Consider the following 22,188-nt stretch of genomic DNA (forward strand, 5'->3'; position numbering starts at 1 on the left):
TGGTTAATTTTTCCCTGTTAACGAGGATAAATCTCAGTGACAACTCGATCGGGGGAGCTACTGGTAACAACAATGTTATTATCTTCTAAAGTGCCGATCGCTTTATCGCCGGTGAGATTAAATTTTGGTTCCTGTTGTTCATAGATAATATTCCCCTCGGCCTCGACAATTTTTTCCGACATTTTCCAAGTTAATATCTGACTATACAATTGCGCCCCAGTTTTCTGATTAATTCCCTTAACCCCATCCTTGAGATAAGCGATACGATTGCCTAATTCCACCACCACACGATTACCAGTAATAGTGATTTGATCTTGATATTGAAAAATTTCCGTGGGGCGATCGGACGTTAGGGTACGATTTTGATAGTTCCAAATTGCCTGAGAACCAGAAATCTGTAAAGGTGGTTCTAAAGAGCGATATTCGAGGTTTTCTTGCAGGATAACCTGATTATTTTTTCTTTCCCAACGACCGCCGATAGCAGTAAGGCGATCGATAATAGTTTTATTAATATAGCGATCAAAAGCGACTTTTTGATCGGTACTAATGACCTGTTGCGGAATTTCCCAGTACAGGCGCTCGGTTTGCAGGACGACACGGGATTCCTTGGCGGTAGCCACCACTTGACCTTGTAATTCTAGTTTTTCTTGGCGCGTGTCGTAGCGTCCTTGGCGGGCCTTAGCTTCTAGTTGTAGATGACTACCTTTGATCCCTTTGGGGGAGATTAAAATACCTTCCTTGGGTAGCCAACGCAATTCCGGCGCGTTAATAATGGCCTTATTGCGGGGATCTACAGCCACAATATTATCTTTGAGGAGAATTTCCTGGCCTTCCTTGTAAACTTCACCGCGGTCAGCACTAACCTGTAAAACTACTTTCCCCTCTTGATAGATATTACCCTTGATATTTTCCAGACGGGCAATTTTTTGGTCTTGGGTGTAGGTAGCTTTTTTGACTTGAATTTTCCAGAGGGGTTGTCCCGAGGGGTTAGCCTGTTCTAAGGTGGCATTATTGAGAATTAAGCGGCCAGTTTCCTCGATTTTAGGCGATTCTGTCGGCGAAATTGTCGGCGGATCGGGGGGTTGACAGGCCGTTAATCCCAGCAAACCGATGAGGAGGGCAGCCCCGCGCCCAATTGATAGTTTTAAGTGTAACCGCTGCCTCAATTTCGATCGCTCCGCTGCTATTTTATTAGGGGTCGAGAATAGAGTCGCCTCCATCCCCTCCCATCCAGAACCGTACATGAGAGTTTTACCTCATACGGCTCCTCGTTTGACTGTTCCCTTGTTAAGGATACAGCCTGACATTCATTGGCTGTCTATATATCATTGTAGTTGACTCAAGGTCAAGTTAACTACGGATGATTCTAGGTTTCCATTGGCTGCCGTTTGATCACTGAAGACCTGACTAGGCAATTATTTCAGGCATTTCAGCCTTATTTGATGCCTAAACGTTTCGCACATCTTTAGTTATTTTATCTTGACCAAATTTCAATAGCCAGATCAGCTAGATAATTAGCTCGCTTTTCAATTTCTTCCTTATTCCAGACATTTTTGTCATAAAAGTATTTGTTCAAAGAAACATTAGTTTTTTTATTAAACAAACTAACTTTATCTAAAAACTGTTTATTAGATAAGTCTGAATTGTAGGCCGTCAAAGTCAGATTACCTAAAGTATGTAGCCAAGTTTTATGTATTTGTTCGTGATTATCACCAAGCATATCTTGCCAGTTCGGTGTTAATTTCTGGGGCATTATATGCTCTATTGTTAGGTTATCAGTATCAACCATCTCTTTGGTCATGCGGCGTTCTATGGTTTCCAGAATAAGCTTAACTCTATCATTTGTTTTGGCATTTTTACCATAGATGTCTTTTTTGATTAGTCCTTCACGAAATTCATCGTCTGATGGCCATGACTTTTCTCCTTGATAATCTCTCAGAACTTTTTTGAGATTAAACAGTGTATTATTAGACTTAGATTGTTGTTTTATTTCTTTATATAAATTTTCAAAAATTTTCCCTAAAATTCTTGTAGATTTATTGACAAAGAAGCGTCGAACAAAGTATGATTCTAAACAATCAACAATTTGAAGGAAATCCTGAATAGATAAATGCTTGTCTTGAAAATCTTTATAGATATTGAGAAGAAAAATATGACAAGTACCAAAATCTAGGCGATTTAATCGAATAAACCGATCTTTTAGTTCGTCTTTGTTTTCACTTTCTTGGGGAAAAACAAGACACTGATAATATTCAGCAAAGTTAATCAACTCATCTAGTTTATCTTTAATGTTAAAACTATTGTTTTCCGCATTTTTGTCTAGGCGTTTTTTAATTTCTTTATAAACTTATTTTTGACTAATTGATTCACCGTCTTTGCGAAGATAGAACCAAAAAGAATTAGTCAATAATTCAGCATATTTTTCCTCTTTTTTTATTGGCTCTGTAGTAGCTAGTCTTTTAAAAGATGCTTCAAGAGGTTGCCACTTTTGTTTGTATATATCTTCTCGTTGTTCACTAGGTAACTTCATAAAAACATAGTTGCGGACTAAATCGGCTTGGGTAAGTTCTTGTCCTTTTGTATTGAGACTTTCAAAAATAAGATAAGGATTTTCTTCGCTATCAGAAGTAATATTGACTAAAATTAAACGCTATAAAAGAATATTTTTGAAGAGTTTATGTTCTCCCTCTGCAAAATTCTTCTTTTTAAGACGTTCCTTAAAGTATTGATATGCCTTATATATTATTTTGTTATCAAATTCTCTGCTATTTTGGTTTTTTATGATACTTTTGTAAGCTTCACGATCACCTTGAGTTGGCAAGATTTTATAAAAATCATCATCTTTTTTAAACTTATTTATCAGATAGTATTCATATAATTCTTCCGCCAACTCTGTATGGTTTTTCTCTTGTAAATAATTTCGCAAAGCCGCTATGATGATGGCAAGAGTAGTAAGACGTTGTTGTCCATCTATTACGACATACGGAGATATACCTTCGGCTGTTCCAGGAATTGACTGGGTGACAATAGAACCGAGAAAATGAGGTTCTTGCTCCTTATCATAGAGACTCATTAGATCTTCCCATAAAGTATCCCATTTTTGCTTGTCCCAAGAATAAGGTCTTTGAAATAGAGGGATCTGAAATTGTTTAGTACCTTCAAGTAAATTACGAAGACTGGTTTCTGATGCTTTCATGATTTGATTTGCTCCTGCAATCGTTTTGTCTTTGGTAAAAGTGGTAAAAATTGTCTCAATTTGATTAGCCCATAAACGCCGAGCTTAGGGAACCGTCCGAAACCTTCCACGGCAAACTAAGGAAATCAACTAACTAAATAAAATCGCCCAGTTAACGGGAGAATGACCCCCACCGAGGCGGTTTATCCTCCTTCAAGGTGACATCTTTCACCCAGTTTAACTGATTTTCAATACTCCAATGCCCCTGAATTGCCTTCAAAAAGGCTTTCGCAGACAATCTTTCACTACTGATGAAATAAGTCTTCTCCTCAAAGTTCTTTCCCTCCCGTTTGCCTTGACGTTTCACTAGGACAAAGCTTTGTCAACCTTTCCATCCTGCTCATGGTTATATACTGAAACGATGCTGACTCACATCTTGCTCGCAAGTCTGTCCACCTTCTACCGTACACTTAATACTTTTTGCCCCAGTTGCCAGGATGGTCTGGTATTTGCTTTAATCGCTAGTTTTGCTGGGAAAAACCCCCGGTTGAACGGTGAGAGTTTGTTGTTTACCCCTGCGGTTAATCTCGATTTCCAGATTACCACCGATCGCACTGGTTTCTACACCTTGCTGCACATCGGCGGCGGTTTTAACGGGGTTTCCTGCCACAGTTTCGATAATATCACCCGCTTGCATCCCGGCTTTTTGGGCGGGGGAATTTTCCACCACTCGCAGGACGATTACCCCTTCATTTTGGTCAATATTAAAGTTTAATTCTTTAGTTTCGTTCAATTGCTGCCGTAATTCTGGGGTTAGCGTCACCATGTGGATACCGATGTAGGGATGTTCCGCTTTACCCTTGCTAGATAGCTGTCCCGCCACTTTTTGGGCGGTTTCGATGGGAATGGCAAACCCTAAACCCTGGGCATCGGCCCGAATTGCCGTATTAATGCCGATAACTTCCCCCTTGGCGTTTAGCAACGGGCCGCCGGAATTGCCGGGGTTAATAGCGGCATCGGTTTGGATAAAACGAACCCGTTTATCGGGAACCCCCACTTCGCTGCTAGTGCGTCCTAGGGCGCTAATAATGCCCACTGTCACCGTATTATCTAAGCCTAGGGGATTGCCAATTGCGATCGCCCACTCCCCTGGGATTAAAGTTTCGGCCTTGCCAAAAGTCACCGTCGGTAAATTTTCCGCCTCAATTTTCACCAAGGCCACATCGGTCATATTGTCAACCCCCAGAACTTTACCCTGATAGATTTGACCGTTTTTCAAAGTCACTTTTACTTGGGTTGTCCCTTCCACCACATGGGCATTAGTTAAAAGCAGTCCATCTGTACTAACAATAAACCCGGAACCGGTTCCTCGTTCCAAATGCTCCTTGGGAATCGGCACTTCATTACCAAAAAAGCGCCGAAAAAAGGGCTGTTTAAATTCTTCGGGAATTTGGTCGGCCACTTCCCGGGCTGAGTCAATCCGCACCACCGCCGGCCCGACTTTCTGCACGGCCTGGGCGATAAAATTAACATTGCCGTCGTTTTGGGGAATAACAGGGAGAGAGAGGGAAGCGGGGAGGATTGCCGGCGGTTTATTTACCTCTAGGGGTGCTTTTCTGCTTAAATACTGATTTCCTAGCACACCCACAGTACCACCTAGGGCGAGTAATCCCAGTGAAATCCCCAATCTTGTCAATAAACCCATAAGCTCTAGCCCTAAAATGTGGTGTGCGGTAGAATCGGCCCCAAACTTACCTATATTATAGGCTGTCTTTTTTGTCAGTAGGAAAGAATCAATGGGAACTTACCCCGTTTACGGGTCTTCTTTTAGGGGTAAAATCACGAAACAGCTATAAGAATCTCACTTCATGCAATTGTTTGATCGTATCCGTTTAGGGATAGCCGTAGCGGTGGCTAAAACCGTTACTGCTGTGGTTAAAGGACTCCGTTTAGGGGCTGCCAGCGTCTTGCCGGGGGAAATTGCCCGTCGTCTCCATCCCCGTTTGTTGCCGCTACTTTGTGGGCAAGTCCGAGGGGGGGTAATCTTGGTGGTTGGCACGAATGGAAAAACTACCACTTCCCTACTCCTAAGAACTATTCTAGAGCGTCAGGGGGCAAAAGTCACCCATAATACCACTGGGGCAAATTTAATTAATGGTTTAATCACTGCTTTATTAGCCGATGCCAATTTATTCGGCACTTTAAAGGCTGATTATGCCATTTTAGAAGTAGATGAAAATATTCTCCCTTTGGTTTTAAAAGATTGTCGTCCTCGCGCTATTTTAGCTCTTAATTTGTTTCGCGATCAACTCGATCGCTATGGGGAAGTGGATACGATTAGTCGCCGTTGGCAAGGGGCTATATCTCCCCTGCCCACCGATACTTTAGTGATTCTCAATGCTGATGATCCGACTCTTTCCCATTTGGGTCAACAACTGCCCCAAAGAGTTGTATATTTTGGCTTAAGTGAGCCAGAATTATATCTAGAAGAAATTCCCCACGCTGTCGATTCTATTTACTGTCCTAAATGTGGTGCTTCTTTGGATTATCGCGGGGTTTATCTCTCCCATTTAGGGGATTTTAGTTGTCCTAGTTGTGGCTTTAAAAAGAGTAGTCCTGCTTTTCATAGTCACGATTGGCCGCAGATATTAATCGGTGTTTATAATAAATATAATACTTTGGCGGCGGGTTTAGTAGCCCAGGAATTGGGGATTAAAGATCGAGAAATTTTTGAGACAGTTCAGGGTTTTAAAGCGGCTTTTGGTCGAGCGGAAGAATTAGAAATTGAGGGTAAAAAAGTTAGAATTTTACTGTCCAAAAATCCCGTGGGTATGAATGAAACAATTCGCGCAGTGGCTGATATTTTACAGAAAGAAAAGTCTTCTACTACTCTCTTAGTTCTCAATGATCGCATCCCCGACGGGACGGATGTTTCTTGGATTTGGGATGTGGATACGGAAAAATTAACCCGTTTGGGAACAACTTTAGTGGTAACAGGTGATCGACTTTATGACATGGCTTTGCGCTTACAATATAGTCAGGATAGTCTCGCTTATCCCGTTAATTTAGTTGTTGAATCCGATCTGAAAAAAGCGATCCAAATTGCCCTTAAGAACACCAAAAATGAGGAAACTTTACATATTTTACCCACCTATTCTGCTATGTTAGAAGTAAGAGAGATTCTCACAGGTCGAAAGATTTTGTAGAAATTAGAAAAGAGTGAAGATTAGTGTTAGGTGTTGGGGTGTTAGGGTGTTAGTTGAATTCCCCCATTTCCCCATTCCCCCATTTCCCCATTCCCCCATTCCCCCATTCCCCCATTCCCCCATTCCCCATTTCCCCATTCCCCCATTTCCTAATCCACTAAAAAATTATGCAAGAACTAGAACTAAAAATCGGCTGGTTATATCCGACCTTAATGAGTACCTACGGCGATCGAGGTAATGTTATTACTATCCAAAGAAGATGTCAATGGCGTGATATTGCTGTGACAATTATTCCCCTAGATGCTCAAACAGAAGCCGAGACATTTTATCAAGTAGATATAATTGTTGGGGGTGGGGCGCAGGATCGGCAACAGGAGATCGTTATGCGGGATTTACAGGGGAAAAAAGCGGCGGCGATGAAAGAACAATTATCGGCAGGAATACCGGGGGTTTTTACCTGTGGTTCCCCACAATTATTAGGGCATTATTACGAACCAGCTTTCGGTCAAAGAATCGAAGGATTAGGATTATTAGACCTAGTAAGTAAACATCCTGGTCCCAATGCAAAACGCTGTATCGGTAACGTGGTTTTTGAAATTACTGCCTCTCCCTTAGCGGAGGAAATTAAAGCTATGACAGGGGAAAAACCGCTAGTAATTGGCTTTGAAAATCACGGGGGTCGTACCTATTTACAGACCGTTTCTCCTTTAGGAAAGGTGATTACTGGCTACGGAAATAACGGAGAGGACGGTTATGAAGGAGCATTTTACCACAATGCGATCGCTACCTATGCCCACGGTCCCCTACTACCCAAAAATCCCTTTTTAGCCGATTGGTTAATCCAAAAAGCTTTAGAACAAAAGTATCAAAAACCGATTTTTTTAACAAAACTTGATGATTCTCTGGCCCTGAAAGCAAGATTTGCCATGTTTGAACGACTAGAACTAACCGGCGTGACCAATAAAGCCTAAACTGGTCATATACACTTATGGCAGGAGATAGTCAAACTAGCCATTAAGAATTTTAATTCTGGCAGCTTATGAAATTATGACTGGAAAAATTATCGATCGTCAAACGGCGGGGTTTCTCGTCATCATCATCCCCCTAGCGGTGCTAATCATCCTTGTTTTTACCGCTTGGCCATTGATCCTACTTGTCTTCCTCTTAACTCTGGCAGTCAAGGTGTGGCAAGACTATCGCTGGTCAAAATTATCGACGGTGATTAACCCCTATTTCAATCAACTTTTACAGGACAATCAAGGTTGTCTCACCCCGATTGACCTATCGGCAAAAGCCAATCTCACGGCCAAATTAGCCAGACAATTTTTAGACAGAAAAGCTGAGGAATTTGGAGCGCAAAAAAAAGCGGTAGGCGATAAGGGTATGGCCTATTACTTTATCACCGCCAGTACCCTGGGTAGTATTTTTGATGAGAGTGACCCCTCTTTAGAAGAAATAGAGGAAAAACAAGTTCCTGCGATTACTGCCTCGAGATCCCCTCTGACCAATTTAGAGCCATCGCAGGAGGCTAAATCCCCCCTGATTGTGGCCGAGAAAAGCGAAAATTCTGTCCCGGAGGTTCCTGTTATTTCCTCCTCCCAACCTCTGACTAATTTAGGTAAATTATTTGAGGAAAAAGAGGAAGAAAATACCGCAGCAATCGCTGTTCAAGAAACGGTAATTCAAGAACCGGAGGAGATAATTAATCCTAGTTTGAACAGTTCTGCCAGTTCTTTGTTCCAGTCAGAAGCAGAAGTTAGGGAAGAATCACTAACCTCTGTATCTGAAACCATCTCATCGATGAGTTTGGCGGATTTGGCTAAACGTTTAGGAGTTACCCCAGCCGTTTTGGGTAGAAACAAGAAAAATAAATCCGAAACAGAATTCGCCGATTGGAGTCGCATCAGAGATCCCGATGGTATTGCTTGGAAATTTGACGCAAAAAACTCCCTATTTTTGGCCAACTGATAGGTAATTTGTTTGGTTTTCTAGACAGGCTCTCTGCCTGTCTTTTTTGGCTCTACGTCCTACCCTCAATCCCATAGATGGTTGCTTCAGATTGCTTGAGGATATTGGAAATCATCACCGACCACAAATCTGGCGGTTGTATCAGTAACAGGATAGGTTTTAACGTAAATGAGACAACCTGTTGTTGAGGAAGGACTGTAGGGGCAATTGGGGGGGTATCTTAGCCAACTGCCTACTGGATAACTACCCAATTCATCCTTCCAGGTACCTTCAACGAATGTTATTTTTCTGGATAAATTTCTGCACGGCAGTCAGATCGGGACTATATTGGGCCTCGATCAAGTCGATATATCTTTGGCGAAGTTTTTCATAGAATAACAAGTTATAGGGTTCTAAGCAGTCTCGAAAGCCAGTAAAATTAAAGAGAGTAAACAAGGAATCGTGAAAGAGCGAAGTAAGTAATAGATAAAGGCCAGAAAAGAGGGTTTAAAAAGCCCCTCGGAGTACCGGAACCTAAATCATCTTTTAACCACAGATTTTGATTGAGAAATAGTGTAGAGATAAATCCAGCCAAAGGTACGGGCAGAATTTGTAGGGAGACTCGATAGCAATAAATGGTAGATATTAAACCTAGGGCGATCGGTAGGAGCTTATTAAAAACTATGGCGTTTATCCCCACCACTGACATCAATTTATAAAGACTTGCTAAGGCCGAAGGAGTCGCCCATTGATAATAGTTCATCAGGAAATCATCGGGAAAAAGCCCTGAATCGGAGAAGCGCATCATCCAAACGATACTACGGCGTCCGTCATCCTGAATACTGTACTCGCTACCGAAAGCGATTTGTAAGAATAGGATACTGTACAAAATGGAGAATACGATGCTGAGACTGAACCAGAAGGTTCTGGAAAGCATCAATTCTCTTAGAGGAGTTAAATCTAAAAAATACGAGTTCTTTGTCTGCATAATTACCTTTACGTTTTATACAAGTATTTTACATTTAATAATTATTGTCGTTATATCCCACAATCGGAAGTGTTGAATGTGAAGATTTTGAAAAGTGTGACCAAGTTATACATTCACTCTTATTTTTCAGCTAAGTCTTGAAAAATTTGATAATATTCTTCGGCACAAGCTGACCAAGACCAATGCTTTTGGGCAAAATTAGCTACTTCCGGTCTTATGGATGTTAACATCTGAGAATCTTCAAGCAAATTCTCAATTTTTGCTATCCATTTCTCAATGATATCTCCCACCTCTAAGTCTTCTGAAAACATGAGATACTGAGCTGCACTGTTAGCTTGAACTGTTTCTGAATTAACCAAAACAGGCGTTCCACAAGCCATCGCTTCTTGCACGACCAAGGGAAACCCTTCTCCTGTACTCGGTAAGATTAATAAATCTGCTGCCTGATATAGTGGAGTCAATGTGGAATCTCGGCGATTACTAAAAACTTTCACATTTGGCAAATTCCAAGTTTCTGGATTGATTGATCCCCAACCCGCAAATATAAATTGAATAAGCGGTAATCGCTCGGCTAACTGTTGTATGATGGGCAATCCTTTTTTTTCTACAAAGCGTCCGACGAAAAGCAAGATAGGTAATTCTAAACTTAATCCTAACTCTTGGCGAATTTGTTGCCGCTGTTCTTCTTTAACTGGGATAAATATTTCAGTATCTACTCCATTGGGAATCATGAGAGTTGGGCAACGAAAGCAGGCTTTATCCGTGAAATATTTCTGAACAACTTCACTGATGAATATGGTTTGATTAGCTCGTTTTAGCATTTCTATTCCTATTGTTTCGTTAAGAAAAGAAAGCAATTTTTTAAGGAAAGCACTTTTGTAGGGAATGAAACCTATATGCTGAGTAATTACGAGCGGTTTATGCTGAATTTTAGCAAATAGGAAAGCAAAAATATTGCTCATATACAAGTAATCATGGAGATGAATAACATCTGCCCATTGAACTGCTCTCCAGAGTTTTACTAGGGAAGGCAAACTCCAAAAAGGATAGGGAAGATGGAGCTTTTCTTCTATAATATTAGAAGCCTTCATGGGCAAGCATTGCAGTCTAGGTATATCTATTGGATGTGGATCAACATTACTCGCCATCCAGTTAATTTCTATATTCCCTATTTTAGAGAGAGATTCTGCAAGTTTGCCAGCAACAATTTCTATCCCGCCTCTGTGCATTGGGTAGTAGTGGGTGACAAGTAAAATTGTTATTGGTTGAGATTTTTTTAGATAAATCATTATTCTACACGAATTACTTAAAACTCCAATTTTTGTGCATGAAAAAATTGTAAAAAAGAAATCCTAGAGTAATTGTTAAACTTGCATATATATACCACATATTAAATAATTGAACTAAAACAAACATGAAAAATAAATTTAATATAAAACTCGATAACATGACGCTATAGTATTTCCAGAGTTCTGGCAAAAATCTTTTTTGATCTGTTCTAAATGTATAATACTTATTGAGATAAAAACCAATGAAATTAATAGCTATTAATGCAATTAAAGTCGAAATTATATAATTTAATTTTGCGATGCTTGTTAATAGATACAAAAGTCCTAGATTGAGAGCAGTACAAAACGCACCAATAAAAGCAAACTTAATAAATTTACTGTCGATAATGTCTCTCAGAAGTTGTATGCTTCTGAACTTATACTGAAATTTTTTGGATTTTTTTCTACTCAATTTTACCTCATAAATTTTCACAAATAGTTCATTAACTTGGCTTAAAATTGGCCTAACATTTTTTCGCTTGGATCATCAAACATCCTTTAGGCTCCCCTCGTTGAGATTTGAAAGTCTTTAGATTAAGAGTAAATAAATGAGTGAATAAACTAGCTAAAAAAGTCGGCAGTTTAGTTTTTACTTTTCGTATTCCTAGAGTTCTTTGAATCTCAATAGGATGTTTCTTTTTGCCAAACAAGCTATATAAAACTCCTGCGGTAAAACGAGATAGAGTTTCCCATCGTTGAACTTCCGATTGATTCAAATATTCCGTAACTTGCTCAATTTCTAAACGATTCTCTAAAAGGTGCTGTCTCCAATCTTCAACACTCCAATATCTTAGGTGAGCGCATCGAGAATCTATTTCATTTAGATATGCTTGTCGAGATACCCAAGGCAACAGAGAGCCGCGAAGACACTGATGAAACTTATCTCCAGGAACTGTAAACAAAAATACACCTCCGGGTTTTAGTAAACGGGCTGTTTCTCTGAGGACATCTTCAAGATTATCGATATGCTCTAAAACAGAGTTTGAAAAGACAAAATCAAAAGTTTCATCTGGCTCTGGAATCTTGTTGGCTGGGATTGTATGAATACGCTGATAAATTTTAAGTTGTGCAGCTTGTTCAGTTTCTTTAGGATCAATATCAACCCCAACCAATTCTCGATGTCCTACACCCTCTAGAATAATCTTTGTCAGTTTTCCGTCTCCGCAGCCCAAGTCAAGACCAAATCCCTCAGGAAAGTGACAAGAAATGACCTGATCGATTTCAACCGCTCTCCAAAAACCCGTGGCAGGTTGGAAGGGATAATCACGGAGAAATTGTTTTAGTAAAGTTTGGTTAACACTCATAATAACTGTTAGTAAAGTATAGTTTGATTTTGAATGACCTCATGCTGCATTTTCAGCACGCGCAAAGCATCTTCTGGTCCAATATCCTGAGGGTTGCTACCCTGGACTACTGACCGAGCAAATCGCTCAAAAATTACCTCATTACCATATCGCAATTTACCTGTTAAGTGTTGAATTCCACTGGTAAAGTGTTGCGCCCAATGTTGCCAAGTAGCTAAAGCAGAAGTACGAAGGACTGTCTTAGTCGTGTGCAAGCCATCGTTAGGCAGACGGATATAGATATCTCGGAAAATATCAACATCACCCAGATAATGTTCCCCATAAACCGTTAAATGCCATTCACTTACAGTTGCTTCAAAATTCATATTGATGCTTACAGGAATTATACCGTGTTCTGAACTATCACAGCGATACTGAATAGCGATCACCGCCGGAGTCACGAATCCCAAGGTGCTAGGATGAACGTCAGCCCGAAGAAACTGTAAAGGACCGGGAGAAAGTCGTGTAACTAAGTAAAAGAAATGAGGACTTTCATCATAAAACAAGCCTAATGGTAATGCTTCATACCATACAGGGAGTCGTCGGCGCGGATTGCTTAACTGACTCGCTACGATACCTTTAATTTTACCAAAACAGCCACTTTGCAAATCTTTTAACAATTTTTGAGTCGATGAAGCAAACTGAAAATTATGGACGATTCCTAAAGTCAAACCCTTCTCTTGCGCCAAGTCAACAAGTTCTTGTCCTTCAGCTATCGTCAGCGTAAACGGCTTTTCAGTGAGAACGTGCTTGCCGAGCTTCAAAGCTGATTTAATGAGGGGATAATGGGAAGGAGGACAAGAACCTATAGTAACTGCATCAACCCGATCCAGCCAAGGAACATTTTCTAGGCTATCTGTTTCACAAAAGTGGCGATACCCTCGTTCTCTGGCGAGTGTTTCTGCTCTTTTAGGACGGCGATCGATAACTCCAACAATTTCATATTTTGGATTATTACTCATGGTTACTAGATGACGGTTAGTAGTCACCCATCCCAACCCTACTGAAGCAACTCTTAACTTTTCTTCCATCGTATCCACCCTTAATTTCTAGTCTGACAATTCTATAGTCTCTATCGTCTCTTCAGTCCCAAAACACTTAAAAAGAAACTGGAAAAAATCACCTGTACTCCCAACCCTAGAGCGGTTACGGAAGGAATGACAATCCGCATGGTCACGGCTGGATCTAAAGCCCCATAAAGTTGTGCATTCCAAGTATATAAAGCATACACCGAACCGCCTATACCTACTAAAAATAAAATTACGCCAATGATCAGTCCCACCTCTAGATTAATATAACGCAAAAATCGTCTTAACTTCCGGTCTTCTGGTAACAAACCTTCGCTGATAGCAAAAGCTTTCGTAAAGATGGCAAAACTGACGATTTGAAAGCCAATAATCAAAGCTGTGGCTGAATAGAGAAGGGTGTGAACTCTGGGTTGAGGAATAAACCAAATCGTCGCCACAAACCCCAGAAACATTAAAGCCAGTCCGGGGTAGAGAAACAACCAGCGAGGACTATACATTAAGAGAAATCGGAGATGTCGCCAGCCATCGCGCCAAGTTTTTAGGTGGGGGGGACGACTACGACCGTCAGGGGATAAAGTGGTTGGTACTTCGGTAATTTTCAGACCGTAGAGGGATGCTTTCACCACCATCTCGCTGGCGAATTCCATGCCAGTGGTGCGTAGGTTCAATTGTTCGATCGCCCGTTTACTAAACCCGCGCAATCCACAGTGAAAATCACCACAGGGGCTGCCAAAAAACAACCGTCCTAACCAAGTCAAGACAGGATTGCCCAGATACTTATGCAATACTGGCATCGCCCCGGGTTGAATTCCGCCCTGAAAACGATTGCCCATCACCAAATCGTAACCCTGTCGCAATTTTTCTAGGAAAGGCGAGAGATTGGTAAAGTCATAGCTATCATCGGCATCCCCCATAATAATGTATTGACCTTTGGCGGCGGCGATACCTCCCCGCAGGGCGCTACCATAACCCCTTTCCGGGATAGGAACCACCCGCGCCCCGGAATTAGTGGCAATTTCCTGGGAACCATCGCTACTGCCATTATCGGCGATTAGCACCTCTCCCGCAATTTTGTGTCGTTCCAGATAATCTCGTGCTTTGCCGATACAGGTGGCCAAGGTTTCCGCCTCGTTGAGACAGGGCATGACGATCGATAATTCTAAAGTAGGTATCTGCTCCTTAGAGGCGGCATCTGCCATGACCTGATTTTCCAGCATAATAATCGCGGTGGATTCGTTTTGCCCAAGAGTATAACAGGTTATGTACAGCAATGTCCCAAATTGTTAGCAGACAATCTGCTTATTCTTTTTCCTCTGAGCGGCAATCCATATCTGAAATTAGATGGCGATCGCTCTGCTGGATTCTCTGACCTTCTTTATTGGGCAATTTAACCCAAATTTTCCAGCAACTGAAATTCTGATGCTATCCTCGCCATCCCACCTAATTATTTGCTAGAATTCACGGCCAAATCTCCTTAACCCGAACTGACGCTACATTTGCTCAAAAGCTATCTGCTTGGCACTGAATTTTTGATGCGTCCGGGACGCATCCCACAGCCAAATATCGCCAATTTCCCCCTAGGCTTTAGGTCTTAAATAAACTAGAGACTGTTGCCAAATTAAAGTGGGTTTATCGTAGTGATCGACTAGGTATAGACAGTTAGCATCTTGCCAAAGGATGCGACCAACGAGGAGATCATCGGTGCTTAACTTAATTTCTACTTCCCGTTTCTCTTGAATATAGCTCTGTACTTGTTTAATACTCGGCAGACCAGGATCGAATTGAGACATAATGAGTTTATCGATGAGGTGTTTATCCTCTATTATTCCTGTTGAGTAGCTTTTATTGACGATGAAAATACCCTTCACCAAATATCAAGGCCTGGGCAATGATTTTATTTTGATAGATAACCGTCACAGTCCCGAACCCCTGATCACACCAGAAATGGCCGTGGCTATGTGCGATCGACATTTTGGCATCGGTGCCGATGGCGTGATTTTTGCGCTTCCCGGCCAAGCAGCAACCGACTACACCATGAGAATTTTCAACTCTGATGGTTCGGAACCGGAAATGTGTGGTAACGGTATTCGCTGTCTAGCCCAATTTATCGCCCGTTTAGAGGCTAACAACACCATTGGCCGCACCTATCGTATTCATACTCTAGCAGGAACGATTATTCCTCGTTTAGAAGCCAATGAACAGGTAACGGTTGATATGGGACCGCCGCAATTACTAGCCAGTGAAATCCCCACCACTTTAGTCGAGGGGTCTGAAAAAATCCTCGCGGTTCCCCTAGAGGTGGAGGGCAAAGATTGGTTAGTTACTTGCGTTAGTATGGGTAATCCCCACTGTGTCACTTTTGTGGATGATCTGGCCTCTATTCCCCTAGAAACTATCGGACCCAAATTTGAGCATCATCCGGTTTTTCCCCAACGGACTAATGTGGAGTTTGTGGAGGTAATCGCGCCAGATTATATGAAGATGCGTGTCTGGGAAAGAGGAGCGGGAATTACTCTCGCTTGCGGTACCGGTGCTTGTGCTGTGGTGGTGGCTGCCCTATTAACGGGCAAATGCGATCGCCGTTGTACCGTGGAACTCCCCGGTGGTTGTCTTCAGATTCACTGGTCGCAAACCGATAACCGGGTTTACATGACAGGTCCTGCTAAAGCTGTTTTTGAGGGCATTTACTTGGTCTAAACCAACCCGCTAGGACGGGGACTGAACTCCCCGAACAGCGCGACGGGATTGTTGATTCTTAGAGACTGGTAATCCAAGCAATAATTCCTTTACCGGTTAACAATTCAATGGCTAAAAGAGAGACAAAGCCAATCATGGCTAGTCTGCCATTCAATTTTTCAGCGTTTTTGGTAAAACCGAGACTGCTGGAACTATCAACGTACATTTTCGGTTCGACAGCAAAATTATTCAGTCTTCCTTGTTCTTCGGTGGTGTAGCCGCGGGCAGTCATGGGGAGGCTCCTTTTGTATGCTTTATGTTAAGAAGTGTAACACATTGTTAAGTTATGTTGCAAATTTTAACAAAAAATTTTTGGGGACTCAGAAAACCTCGATCGGGTAGGCTGTCAGGGTAGTGCTGTAGTTCTACCTTATCTGGGTTTATTGACGAAATTTTGCTTTTTCCTTGACAAATTACTCAGATTATGGTAGCAAAGAGGTGTAAGCTTGATCGCCCAATCAAGGGAAAGACAAAAACTATCTTAAGGCCGCCAGAGGAGTGCCGTTAAACCGCGTAGGGGTTAGCGGGGGATAAATTGCCACCAAAAGCGAACCCGACGTTAGGGAGTTAACTAACCTTGAGCGAAGATACTAGAAAGAGTGAGTGTGGGGAGAATAGGTAAAAACCACTAGGAAAAACCTGAATAGAATCTTAATATATGTAGTGCCTAGTAGCTGTAACGATCGCGCTCACTGTTTTTGTAAATTCCATGGCAGAGATTAACCCAGAGATCAACCTCATGCAGATAGCGACTATACTCAACCAATATCGATTTGAAATGAGAGGATATAAAGCGCAAGAATTAATCGAGCGCTGGTTGCCCACCTATTCGCTAAATTGGATTCGCATGGCAATTTTAGAGGCACTCTATCAGGGACGTTACAAAGTCATTTCGGTGGAGGAAATCCTCAAAATTTGGCGGCGCCGCGGCCATCCTACCTTTCATTTTACGGGGGAATTCGAGCGCTTGGTTTGTAAAAACTTGCCAGATTCCCAGTTAAATGGCAAAAAAACAGCAGTTATCCCTAAACAGGAACAGGTCAATATACCTTCCCCCACCCTTGAGCGGCCTTATCCAGAGTCACAAGCGGAAGTCACGGGTAAAGATTCTTTACTAAACTTAGAAGCTTCTCTTTTTGATGATCCTCGTAAAGGGATGAGTGATGTGGAGGAATTATTCTCGCAGTTAACCCCAGAAACGCCCAAATTCCCTGAATTAGAATCAGTGCCTAAATCGCCTAACAGCCATGGAACTAGGGAGAATTTTTCGGCTAATTTTAAGCCGGTAATCGATGAGTTTATCCCTTTGTTAGACCCTTCGGAATTATATCCCAAATTAAAAGCTGTGGCTCGCTCCCAGTCTAAGTAGGGTTGGCTGAAAAAGTTTTTCCTAGGGGCAGGGTGTGGGGTGTGGGGTGTGGGGTGGTGGGGTACTGACAGCAATTAATTCCCCGCCCCAAGAAAAAAAAATCGCCTTGACGATTAGAATAGAGTTAACTTTTCCCCTCAAGGCTCTGCTCAATTAACTAGCATTATGACATCCTCCTATTTTGGTCTAGAAACCGAAGAAAATAAACTAATTAACTCTAATAATCTCTCGTTCGCCGCTTCTCTTGGTATTCATGGCCTAATTTTAGCGATTATCTTACCTAATTTCCTCAATAATCCAGCGCAGGAGCCAAAAAAGGAATTACGCAACGTCAATCTGATTGAATTGAACCCTCTAGAGCAGTCACGTCTTCCCAGTCTTGACCCCTCCCTGTCCAGCTTACCGGAACTGCCTAACCTTAATTCCTCCTCTTCCTCTTTGCCGCCTCTCCCCTCCATGGACGGCATCCATAACAGCACCTTACCTCCTTTACCCGCGGTTTCTTCCCTTCCCCCCTTACCTTCCTTACCTGCTTTACCTCCCCTCTCCTCTTTACCCTCTGTCAATATCTATTCTCCTCCGGTGGCATCTATCCCCTCCCCGGGTAGATTACCGATTCCTCGCAATTTTCCCACTTCTACCCCCAGTTTACCTGGTCCTCCTGCTGTTCCTCCCCTGCCGGACAATAATAATCTACCTAGGGAGACTAATAACCAGCAGGTGCGGCCTGACTTCGATCCCTACCAAGATAATCTAACTTTAGATAGATTGCGAAATTCGCCTCTTAGTGCATCGCAACAGGCGCAGCAACAATTAAACAATTCCTTGGCCCGCACGTCGGAGCCGAATGGTCAATCGCCCCTCGACGAACAGCGTCGTCAACAATTAATGTGGGAAATGCGGGAACGTTTGCGCTCCCTAGAGGCGGACAAAAGCAATACCAGTAACGAGGAGGCCATGAGAAATCAGGTGGATTGGCTGGCCAGAGTCCAAAAAACCAATCCTAACGCCTTAAATGAACTAAATCAGCCCAATCAGGGCAGCGGAGGCATAACTACCGTCAATTTGACTGGTAACTATCCCGCCACGGCTTGTTCCCGTCAATTAGCGGGGACGGCGGTTTATGGCGTGACGGTGGATGGTCAAGGCCGCCTCAGCAGTGAACCCCAGTTAATTAAAAGTGCCGGCTTCCCGATTTTCAATCAACAGGGGGCTAGGGAAGTGCGCTTAACTCGCTTTAATAATCCCAGTGGTGAGTCGAGAATCTATCAGGTGCGAGTCAGTTTTGCCCCTAACCCGGAAGTGTGCCGAGGTGCGATCGCTAATCCCCCAAAACCAGAGGGTAGTAACCTCAATACCCGTAACTCCCCCCCCGTAACGCCGGCAATTGAAACCCCGCTTCGTCCCAATCAAACCCCGCAACCCGCCGTTAGCCCCCAACCGGATAACGTCAAGCCGCCCGAAACCACAGGTCCAAATCCACCCCAAACCCAGCCAGAACCGCCCAAAGAAGCGATAATCGAGCAAAAAGCCCCGGAAACTTCTTCCCACCCCCCCGCTCTCAATCAGACGGAGGTTTCCCCCGCTAGTCCCCCCACTAGCCAAAATCCTCAACCCCTGGGCGAGGAAGCTTTGCCCCCCGGTCCGCCGGCGGAAGCTAAAACTGAACCAGAAAGTTAGGCCTTTTCAGTTATCAGTTATCAGTTATCAGTTATCAGTTATCAGTTATCAGTTATCAGTTATCAGATGTGAGTTTTAAGTTCACTGATTACTGAAAAAAACTCTCATCTTCCTAGTCAATAATTCGATCCCCCCTTAGTCCCCCCTTAATAAGCTGTCCTTTAGTCACATCTTTCTTAACATTTCAAACCTTTGTAGCACAAGGCTTTCAAGACTCGGTTAACAATCTGTAATATTCCTTGTTGACACCCTTACTGACAAGGAAAAAACTGAAATCAAGTCAGGATAAGGGTTGGAGTGCTTACTGAAAAAATTGTTAAGAAAGATCCCTATAAGGGATAGCTTGATAAGGGGGCATCTGATAATTTTTAACGGCTACCTACTTATTTTTACTTAAATGATTTCCACTTCCCAGATACCCGATTCTTTTGTCTCACCTTGCCGTCGCGCCTCGGTTAGTCGTACTACCAAAGAAACCGATGTACAGGTGACGATCGATCTTGATGGTAGCGGCAATTGTCGCGCCCAGACAGGAATTCCCTTTCTCGATCATATGTTACAGCAAATTGCCTCCCACGCTGCGATCGATCTCGATGTGCGTGCCACCGGAGATCTAGAAATTGATGACCATCACACCAATGAAGACGTGGGAATCACCCTCGGACAAGCTTTACTGCAAGCTTTGGGGGACAAAAAGGGGATCGTCCGTTTCGGGCATTTTGTCGCCCCTCTCGATGAAGCTTTAGTGCAGGTTGCCCTCGATTTTTCCGGTCGCCCCCACCTCAGTTATGGTCTAGAAATTCCCACCCAAAGAGTGGGAACCTACGATACTCAGCTAGTGCGGGAATTTTTTGTTGCTTTGGTCAATCACAGTCAAATGACCCTACATATTCGTCAATTAGACGGGATTAATTCCCATCATCTTATTGAGGCTACTTTTAAAGCTTTTGCCCGGGCGATGAGTATGGCCATAGCGATCGATCCCCGTCGCGCCGGTATAATTCCCAGTTCTAAGGGAGTTTTATAGAAGCACTGCTTAACCGAATTAACGTTAGCTTAGAAGCCCATAATTTGAGCCACTTGCGTTAATTCGGGAGCAATCCCAGATTTTAGTTGGTTATTGCTGTATTTTACCGCCGAATCTGGGTCTTTTAGTCCATTGCCCGTTAAAACACACACTACCGTGGCCCCATCGGGAACCTGTTGATGCACTTTTAATAATCCTGCCACAGAAGCGGCGCTGGCTGGTTCACAGAAAACCCCCTCTTGGCCCCCTAAAATCCGATAGGCTGCTAATATTTCCTCATCGCTGACCGCATGAAATTGCCCTTGACTAGCGTGACTAGCGGCCCAGGCTTTTTCCCAGTTAGCGGGGTTGCCGATACGGATAGCCGTGGCTAGGGTTTCGGGATGGTCAACCGGTTGTTTAGAGATAAAAGGGGCGGCCCCGGCGGCCTGAAAACCCATCATCTTCGGCAGCCGGTCGCATTTACCTATCTGGTGATACTGACAGAATCCCATCCAATAGGCGCTAATATTGCCCGCATTACCCACGGGAATACATAACCAGTCGGGGGCATTACCCAAGACATCGACAATCTCGAAAGCCGCCGTTTTTTGACCCTCTAAACGGTAGGGATTGACGGAATTGACTAAAGTTACGGGATAATTTTCTGATAGTTGGCGGACAATCTTGAGGGCATCATCAAAGTTGCCATTAATAGCGATGACTTCCGCTCCATACAATAAAGCCTGGGCCAATTTTCCTAAGGCCACATAACCATCGGGGATAATCACAAAGGCCCGCATCCCGGCCCTTCTTGCATAGGCTGCCGCCGCCGCCGAGGTGTTCCCGGTACTGGCACAAATCACCGCTTTTGCCCCTTCTTCCTTGGCTTTCGAGATGGCCATGGTCATGCCCCGGTCTTTAAAGCTGCCGGTGGGATTTAAACCATCATATTTGACAAAAACCTTGACATCGCGCCCGATTTGTGCTGAGAGATAGGGGGCGGGGATCAGGGGTGTATTGCCTTCTAGGAGGGTAATTACAGGGGTTGTACTGCTTACGGGCAGAAATTGGCGATATTCTTCGATCAAACCGCGCCAGCCGCCGATAGACGAGGATTTAGTGGGTGATTGGGGGATCGATCGAGAAATAATTGTCATAGCCTTAAGGATACAGATTTGATTAGATGGCCTGATTTCCCATTTTATCCAATAAGCAGGCAAAAAAATTAATCTTGATCGCCCGATTCAGATTCATGGGAGTTAAAACAGAGATGCAGGGAGATAAAAGGCAATAACAGCAAATAAATAACCTTTTTAGGCAAAAAATTGTCATTTTATCCCTAAAAATCTGATTTTTGCCCTTTTTGTCTTTCAGAGGTTGATTTAATTAGGATTTACTGAATAAATCTAAAAACCTTCTGAAAATCGGTAAAACCCCACACCAACCAACAAATTTTTTCAGTAAACCCTAATTAGTAGTAGTGCCAGATTAATTTCTTAGCTAGGATAGGCAAGAGGCAGCTGAAAAAAATTCTCCTGTCTCCTGTCACGACTGCTGGCAGTAAGTAATTTTGCCAGCATCTGATGTTCAGTTCAAATTCAAGCAACTATGTGTCAACTTCTAGGCATGAATTGTAATGTCCCCACGGATATCTGTTTTTCCTTCGAGGGATTTTGTGCGCGGGGAGGAAAAACCGACGAACATCGAGACGGTTGGGGAATCGCTTTTTTTGAGGGTTTAGGTTGTCGAACTTTTATTGATGTTAAACCCTCGATCGCTTCTCCGATTGCGGAATTAATTAAAAACTATCCCATCCATTCTACCAATGTTATCGCCCATATTCGCAAAGCTACCCAAGGAGAAATTAAACTAGAAAACTGTCATCCTTTTCGGCGGGAATTGTGGGGAAAATATTGGGTTTTTGCCCATAATGGTAATTTAGAAAATTTCTCACCGGCTGCGGGAGATTTTTATCAACCGGTTGGGGAGACGGATTCCGAAAGAGCTTTTTGTTTAATTCTTAATACCCTGCGAGAGACTTTTCCCCAGGGCAAACCTTCCCTAGAACAACTTTATCAAGTCCTAAAAACTATCACAAACTCTATCGCTTGTCAAGGAATTTTTAATTATCTTTTATCCGATGGTGAACATTTTTTTGCCCATTGTTCCACTAAATTAAGCTATATAATCCGTCAGTATCCTTTTGCCGCCGCTCATTTAATTGATGAAGATGTGAGCGTTGATTTTCAAGCTTTAGCTCGTCCGGGCGATCAAGTGGCAATTATTGCCACTACACCCTTAACCGATAATGAAGTTTGGACATCGATTAATGCAGGAGAATTATTAGTTTTTCAGGAGGGCGCACCAATTTTAAGTTAA

22 protein-coding genes and 1 pseudogene are annotated in these 22,188 nt (G+C 42.8%); 8 read left to right on the top strand and 15 right to left on the bottom strand.

Going from position 1 to position 22,188, the window contains the following annotated elements; all coding sequences use genetic code 11:
- Positions 1-17 precede the first annotated feature (17 nt).
- The 6 genes and pseudogenes from lptC to B5D77_RS18060 form a co-directional block, all read right to left on the bottom strand.
- The gene (gene lptC / locus B5D77_RS18040) at positions 18-1,166 is read right to left on the bottom strand and encodes an LPS export ABC transporter periplasmic protein LptC (RefSeq protein ID WP_106909357.1); all 1,149 of its coding nucleotides are present in this window, start codon (positions 1,164-1,166) and stop codon (positions 18-20) included.
- Between the two features lie 308 nt (positions 1,167-1,474).
- The gene (locus B5D77_RS27390; protein WP_254052983.1) at positions 1,475-2,269 is read right to left on the bottom strand and encodes an HNH endonuclease family protein; all 795 of its coding nucleotides are present in this window, start codon (positions 2,267-2,269) and stop codon (positions 1,475-1,477) included.
- A gap of 78 nt (positions 2,270-2,347) precedes the next feature.
- The gene (locus B5D77_RS27395; RefSeq protein WP_254052984.1) at positions 2,348-2,530 is read right to left on the bottom strand and encodes a hypothetical protein; all 183 of its coding nucleotides are present in this window, start codon (positions 2,528-2,530) and stop codon (positions 2,348-2,350) included.
- 120 nt (positions 2,531-2,650) lie between these two features.
- Positions 2,651-3,196: a DUF262 domain-containing protein gene (locus B5D77_RS27400; RefSeq protein WP_254052985.1), complete on the bottom strand. Its 546-nt coding sequence runs from the start codon at positions 3,194-3,196 to the stop codon at positions 2,651-2,653.
- A 138-nt stretch (positions 3,197-3,334) separates the two neighbouring features.
- A pseudogene (locus B5D77_RS28170) lies at positions 3,335-3,497 on the bottom strand (ISAs1 family transposase); the annotation flags it as partial.
- A 192-nt stretch (positions 3,498-3,689) separates the two neighbouring features.
- On the bottom strand, positions 3,690-4,880 hold the full coding sequence (locus B5D77_RS18060) for an HhoA/HhoB/HtrA family serine endopeptidase (protein WP_106909359.1): 1,191 nt from the start codon (positions 4,878-4,880) through the stop codon (positions 3,690-3,692).
- Between the two features lie 163 nt (positions 4,881-5,043).
- On the opposite strand from B5D77_RS18060, the gene B5D77_RS18065 reads away from it, so the two are divergent.
- The 3 genes from B5D77_RS18065 to B5D77_RS18075 all read left to right on the top strand — a co-directional run bounded on the left by B5D77_RS18065 (position 5,044) and on the right by B5D77_RS18075 (position 8,349).
- Positions 5,044-6,381 carry a Mur ligase family protein gene (locus B5D77_RS18065; protein WP_008203504.1) on the top strand — a complete coding sequence of 446 codons (1,338 nt, stop codon included), beginning with the start codon at positions 5,044-5,046 and terminating at the stop codon, positions 6,379-6,381.
- Positions 6,382-6,548: 167 nt separating this feature from the next.
- Positions 6,549-7,352: a type 1 glutamine amidotransferase gene (locus B5D77_RS18070; RefSeq protein ID WP_008203505.1), complete on the top strand. Its 804-nt coding sequence runs from the start codon at positions 6,549-6,551 to the stop codon at positions 7,350-7,352.
- A gap of 76 nt (positions 7,353-7,428) precedes the next feature.
- Entirely contained in the window at positions 7,429-8,349 is a 921-nt protein-coding gene (locus tag B5D77_RS18075) for a hypothetical protein (protein ID WP_008203506.1), read from the top strand.
- Between the two features lie 418 nt (positions 8,350-8,767).
- On the opposite strand, the gene B5D77_RS18085 is transcribed toward B5D77_RS18075, so the two are convergent.
- The 7 genes from B5D77_RS18085 to B5D77_RS18115 all read right to left on the bottom strand — a co-directional run bounded on the left by B5D77_RS18085 (position 8,768) and on the right by B5D77_RS18115 (position 14,805).
- Positions 8,768-9,217, bottom strand: coding sequence for a hypothetical protein (locus tag B5D77_RS18085; RefSeq protein ID WP_159036978.1), 450 nt, complete (start codon positions 9,215-9,217; stop codon positions 8,768-8,770).
- Between the two features lie 218 nt (positions 9,218-9,435).
- Positions 9,436-10,605, bottom strand: coding sequence for a glycosyltransferase family 4 protein (locus B5D77_RS18090; RefSeq protein WP_106909361.1), 1,170 nt, complete (start codon positions 10,603-10,605; stop codon positions 9,436-9,438).
- Positions 10,606-10,618: 13 nt separating this feature from the next.
- Positions 10,619-11,077, bottom strand: coding sequence for a GtrA family protein (locus B5D77_RS18095; RefSeq protein ID WP_106909362.1), 459 nt, complete (start codon positions 11,075-11,077; stop codon positions 10,619-10,621).
- 31 nt (positions 11,078-11,108) lie between these two features.
- Complete coding sequence (locus tag B5D77_RS18100) at positions 11,109-11,948, bottom strand: bifunctional 2-polyprenyl-6-hydroxyphenol methylase/3-demethylubiquinol 3-O-methyltransferase UbiG (RefSeq protein ID WP_016515147.1); 840 nt, start codon at positions 11,946-11,948, stop codon at positions 11,109-11,111.
- Positions 11,949-11,956: 8 nt separating this feature from the next.
- Positions 11,957-13,018, bottom strand: coding sequence for a Gfo/Idh/MocA family protein (locus tag B5D77_RS18105; RefSeq protein ID WP_016515148.1), 1,062 nt, complete (start codon positions 13,016-13,018; stop codon positions 11,957-11,959).
- Positions 13,019-13,059: 41 nt separating this feature from the next.
- Positions 13,060-14,232, bottom strand: a complete 1,173-nt coding sequence (locus B5D77_RS18110) for a glycosyltransferase family 2 protein (protein WP_106909363.1) — start codon at positions 14,230-14,232, stop codon at positions 13,060-13,062.
- A gap of 360 nt (positions 14,233-14,592) precedes the next feature.
- Positions 14,593-14,805, bottom strand: a complete 213-nt coding sequence (locus B5D77_RS18115) for a hypothetical protein (protein ID WP_002733331.1) — start codon at positions 14,803-14,805, stop codon at positions 14,593-14,595.
- Positions 14,806-14,866: 61 nt separating this feature from the next.
- Here B5D77_RS18115 and dapF point away from each other — a divergent pair, with 61 nt between their 5' ends.
- A complete protein-coding gene (dapF, locus tag B5D77_RS18120; RefSeq protein WP_106909364.1) occupies positions 14,867-15,712 on the top strand; it encodes a diaminopimelate epimerase in 846 nt (281 codons plus the stop codon).
- A 58-nt stretch (positions 15,713-15,770) separates the two neighbouring features.
- On the opposite strand, the gene B5D77_RS18125 is transcribed toward dapF, so the two are convergent.
- Complete coding sequence (locus tag B5D77_RS18125) at positions 15,771-15,983, bottom strand: chlorophyll a/b-binding protein (RefSeq protein WP_002756687.1); 213 nt, start codon at positions 15,981-15,983, stop codon at positions 15,771-15,773.
- A gap of 477 nt (positions 15,984-16,460) precedes the next feature.
- On the opposite strand from B5D77_RS18125, the gene B5D77_RS18135 reads away from it, so the two are divergent.
- The 3 genes from B5D77_RS18135 to hisB all read left to right on the top strand — a co-directional run bounded on the left by B5D77_RS18135 (position 16,461) and on the right by hisB (position 19,827).
- Positions 16,461-17,120 (top strand): hypothetical protein, encoded by a 660-nt coding sequence (locus B5D77_RS18135; RefSeq protein ID WP_008203534.1) that lies wholly within the window; start codon positions 16,461-16,463, stop codon positions 17,118-17,120.
- 165 nt (positions 17,121-17,285) lie between these two features.
- Positions 17,286-18,800, top strand: coding sequence for an energy transducer TonB (locus B5D77_RS18140; protein ID WP_106909365.1), 1,515 nt, complete (start codon positions 17,286-17,288; stop codon positions 18,798-18,800).
- A 397-nt stretch (positions 18,801-19,197) separates the two neighbouring features.
- Positions 19,198-19,827, top strand: coding sequence for an imidazoleglycerol-phosphate dehydratase HisB (hisB, locus tag B5D77_RS18145; RefSeq protein ID WP_008203540.1), 630 nt, complete (start codon positions 19,198-19,200; stop codon positions 19,825-19,827).
- A 29-nt stretch (positions 19,828-19,856) separates the two neighbouring features.
- Here hisB and thrC read toward each other — a convergent pair whose 3' ends face one another.
- On the bottom strand, positions 19,857-20,966 hold the full coding sequence (thrC, locus tag B5D77_RS18150; RefSeq protein ID WP_106909366.1) for a threonine synthase: 1,110 nt from the start codon (positions 20,964-20,966) through the stop codon (positions 19,857-19,859).
- A 451-nt stretch (positions 20,967-21,417) separates the two neighbouring features.
- Between thrC and B5D77_RS18155 the strand changes: the two genes are divergently transcribed.
- A complete protein-coding gene (locus B5D77_RS18155) occupies positions 21,418-22,188 on the top strand; it encodes a class II glutamine amidotransferase (protein WP_008203546.1) in 771 nt (256 codons plus the stop codon).

Source organism: Microcystis sp. MC19, assembly GCF_003019735.1.
Lineage (GTDB): Bacteria > Cyanobacteriota > Cyanobacteriia > Cyanobacteriales > Microcystaceae > Microcystis.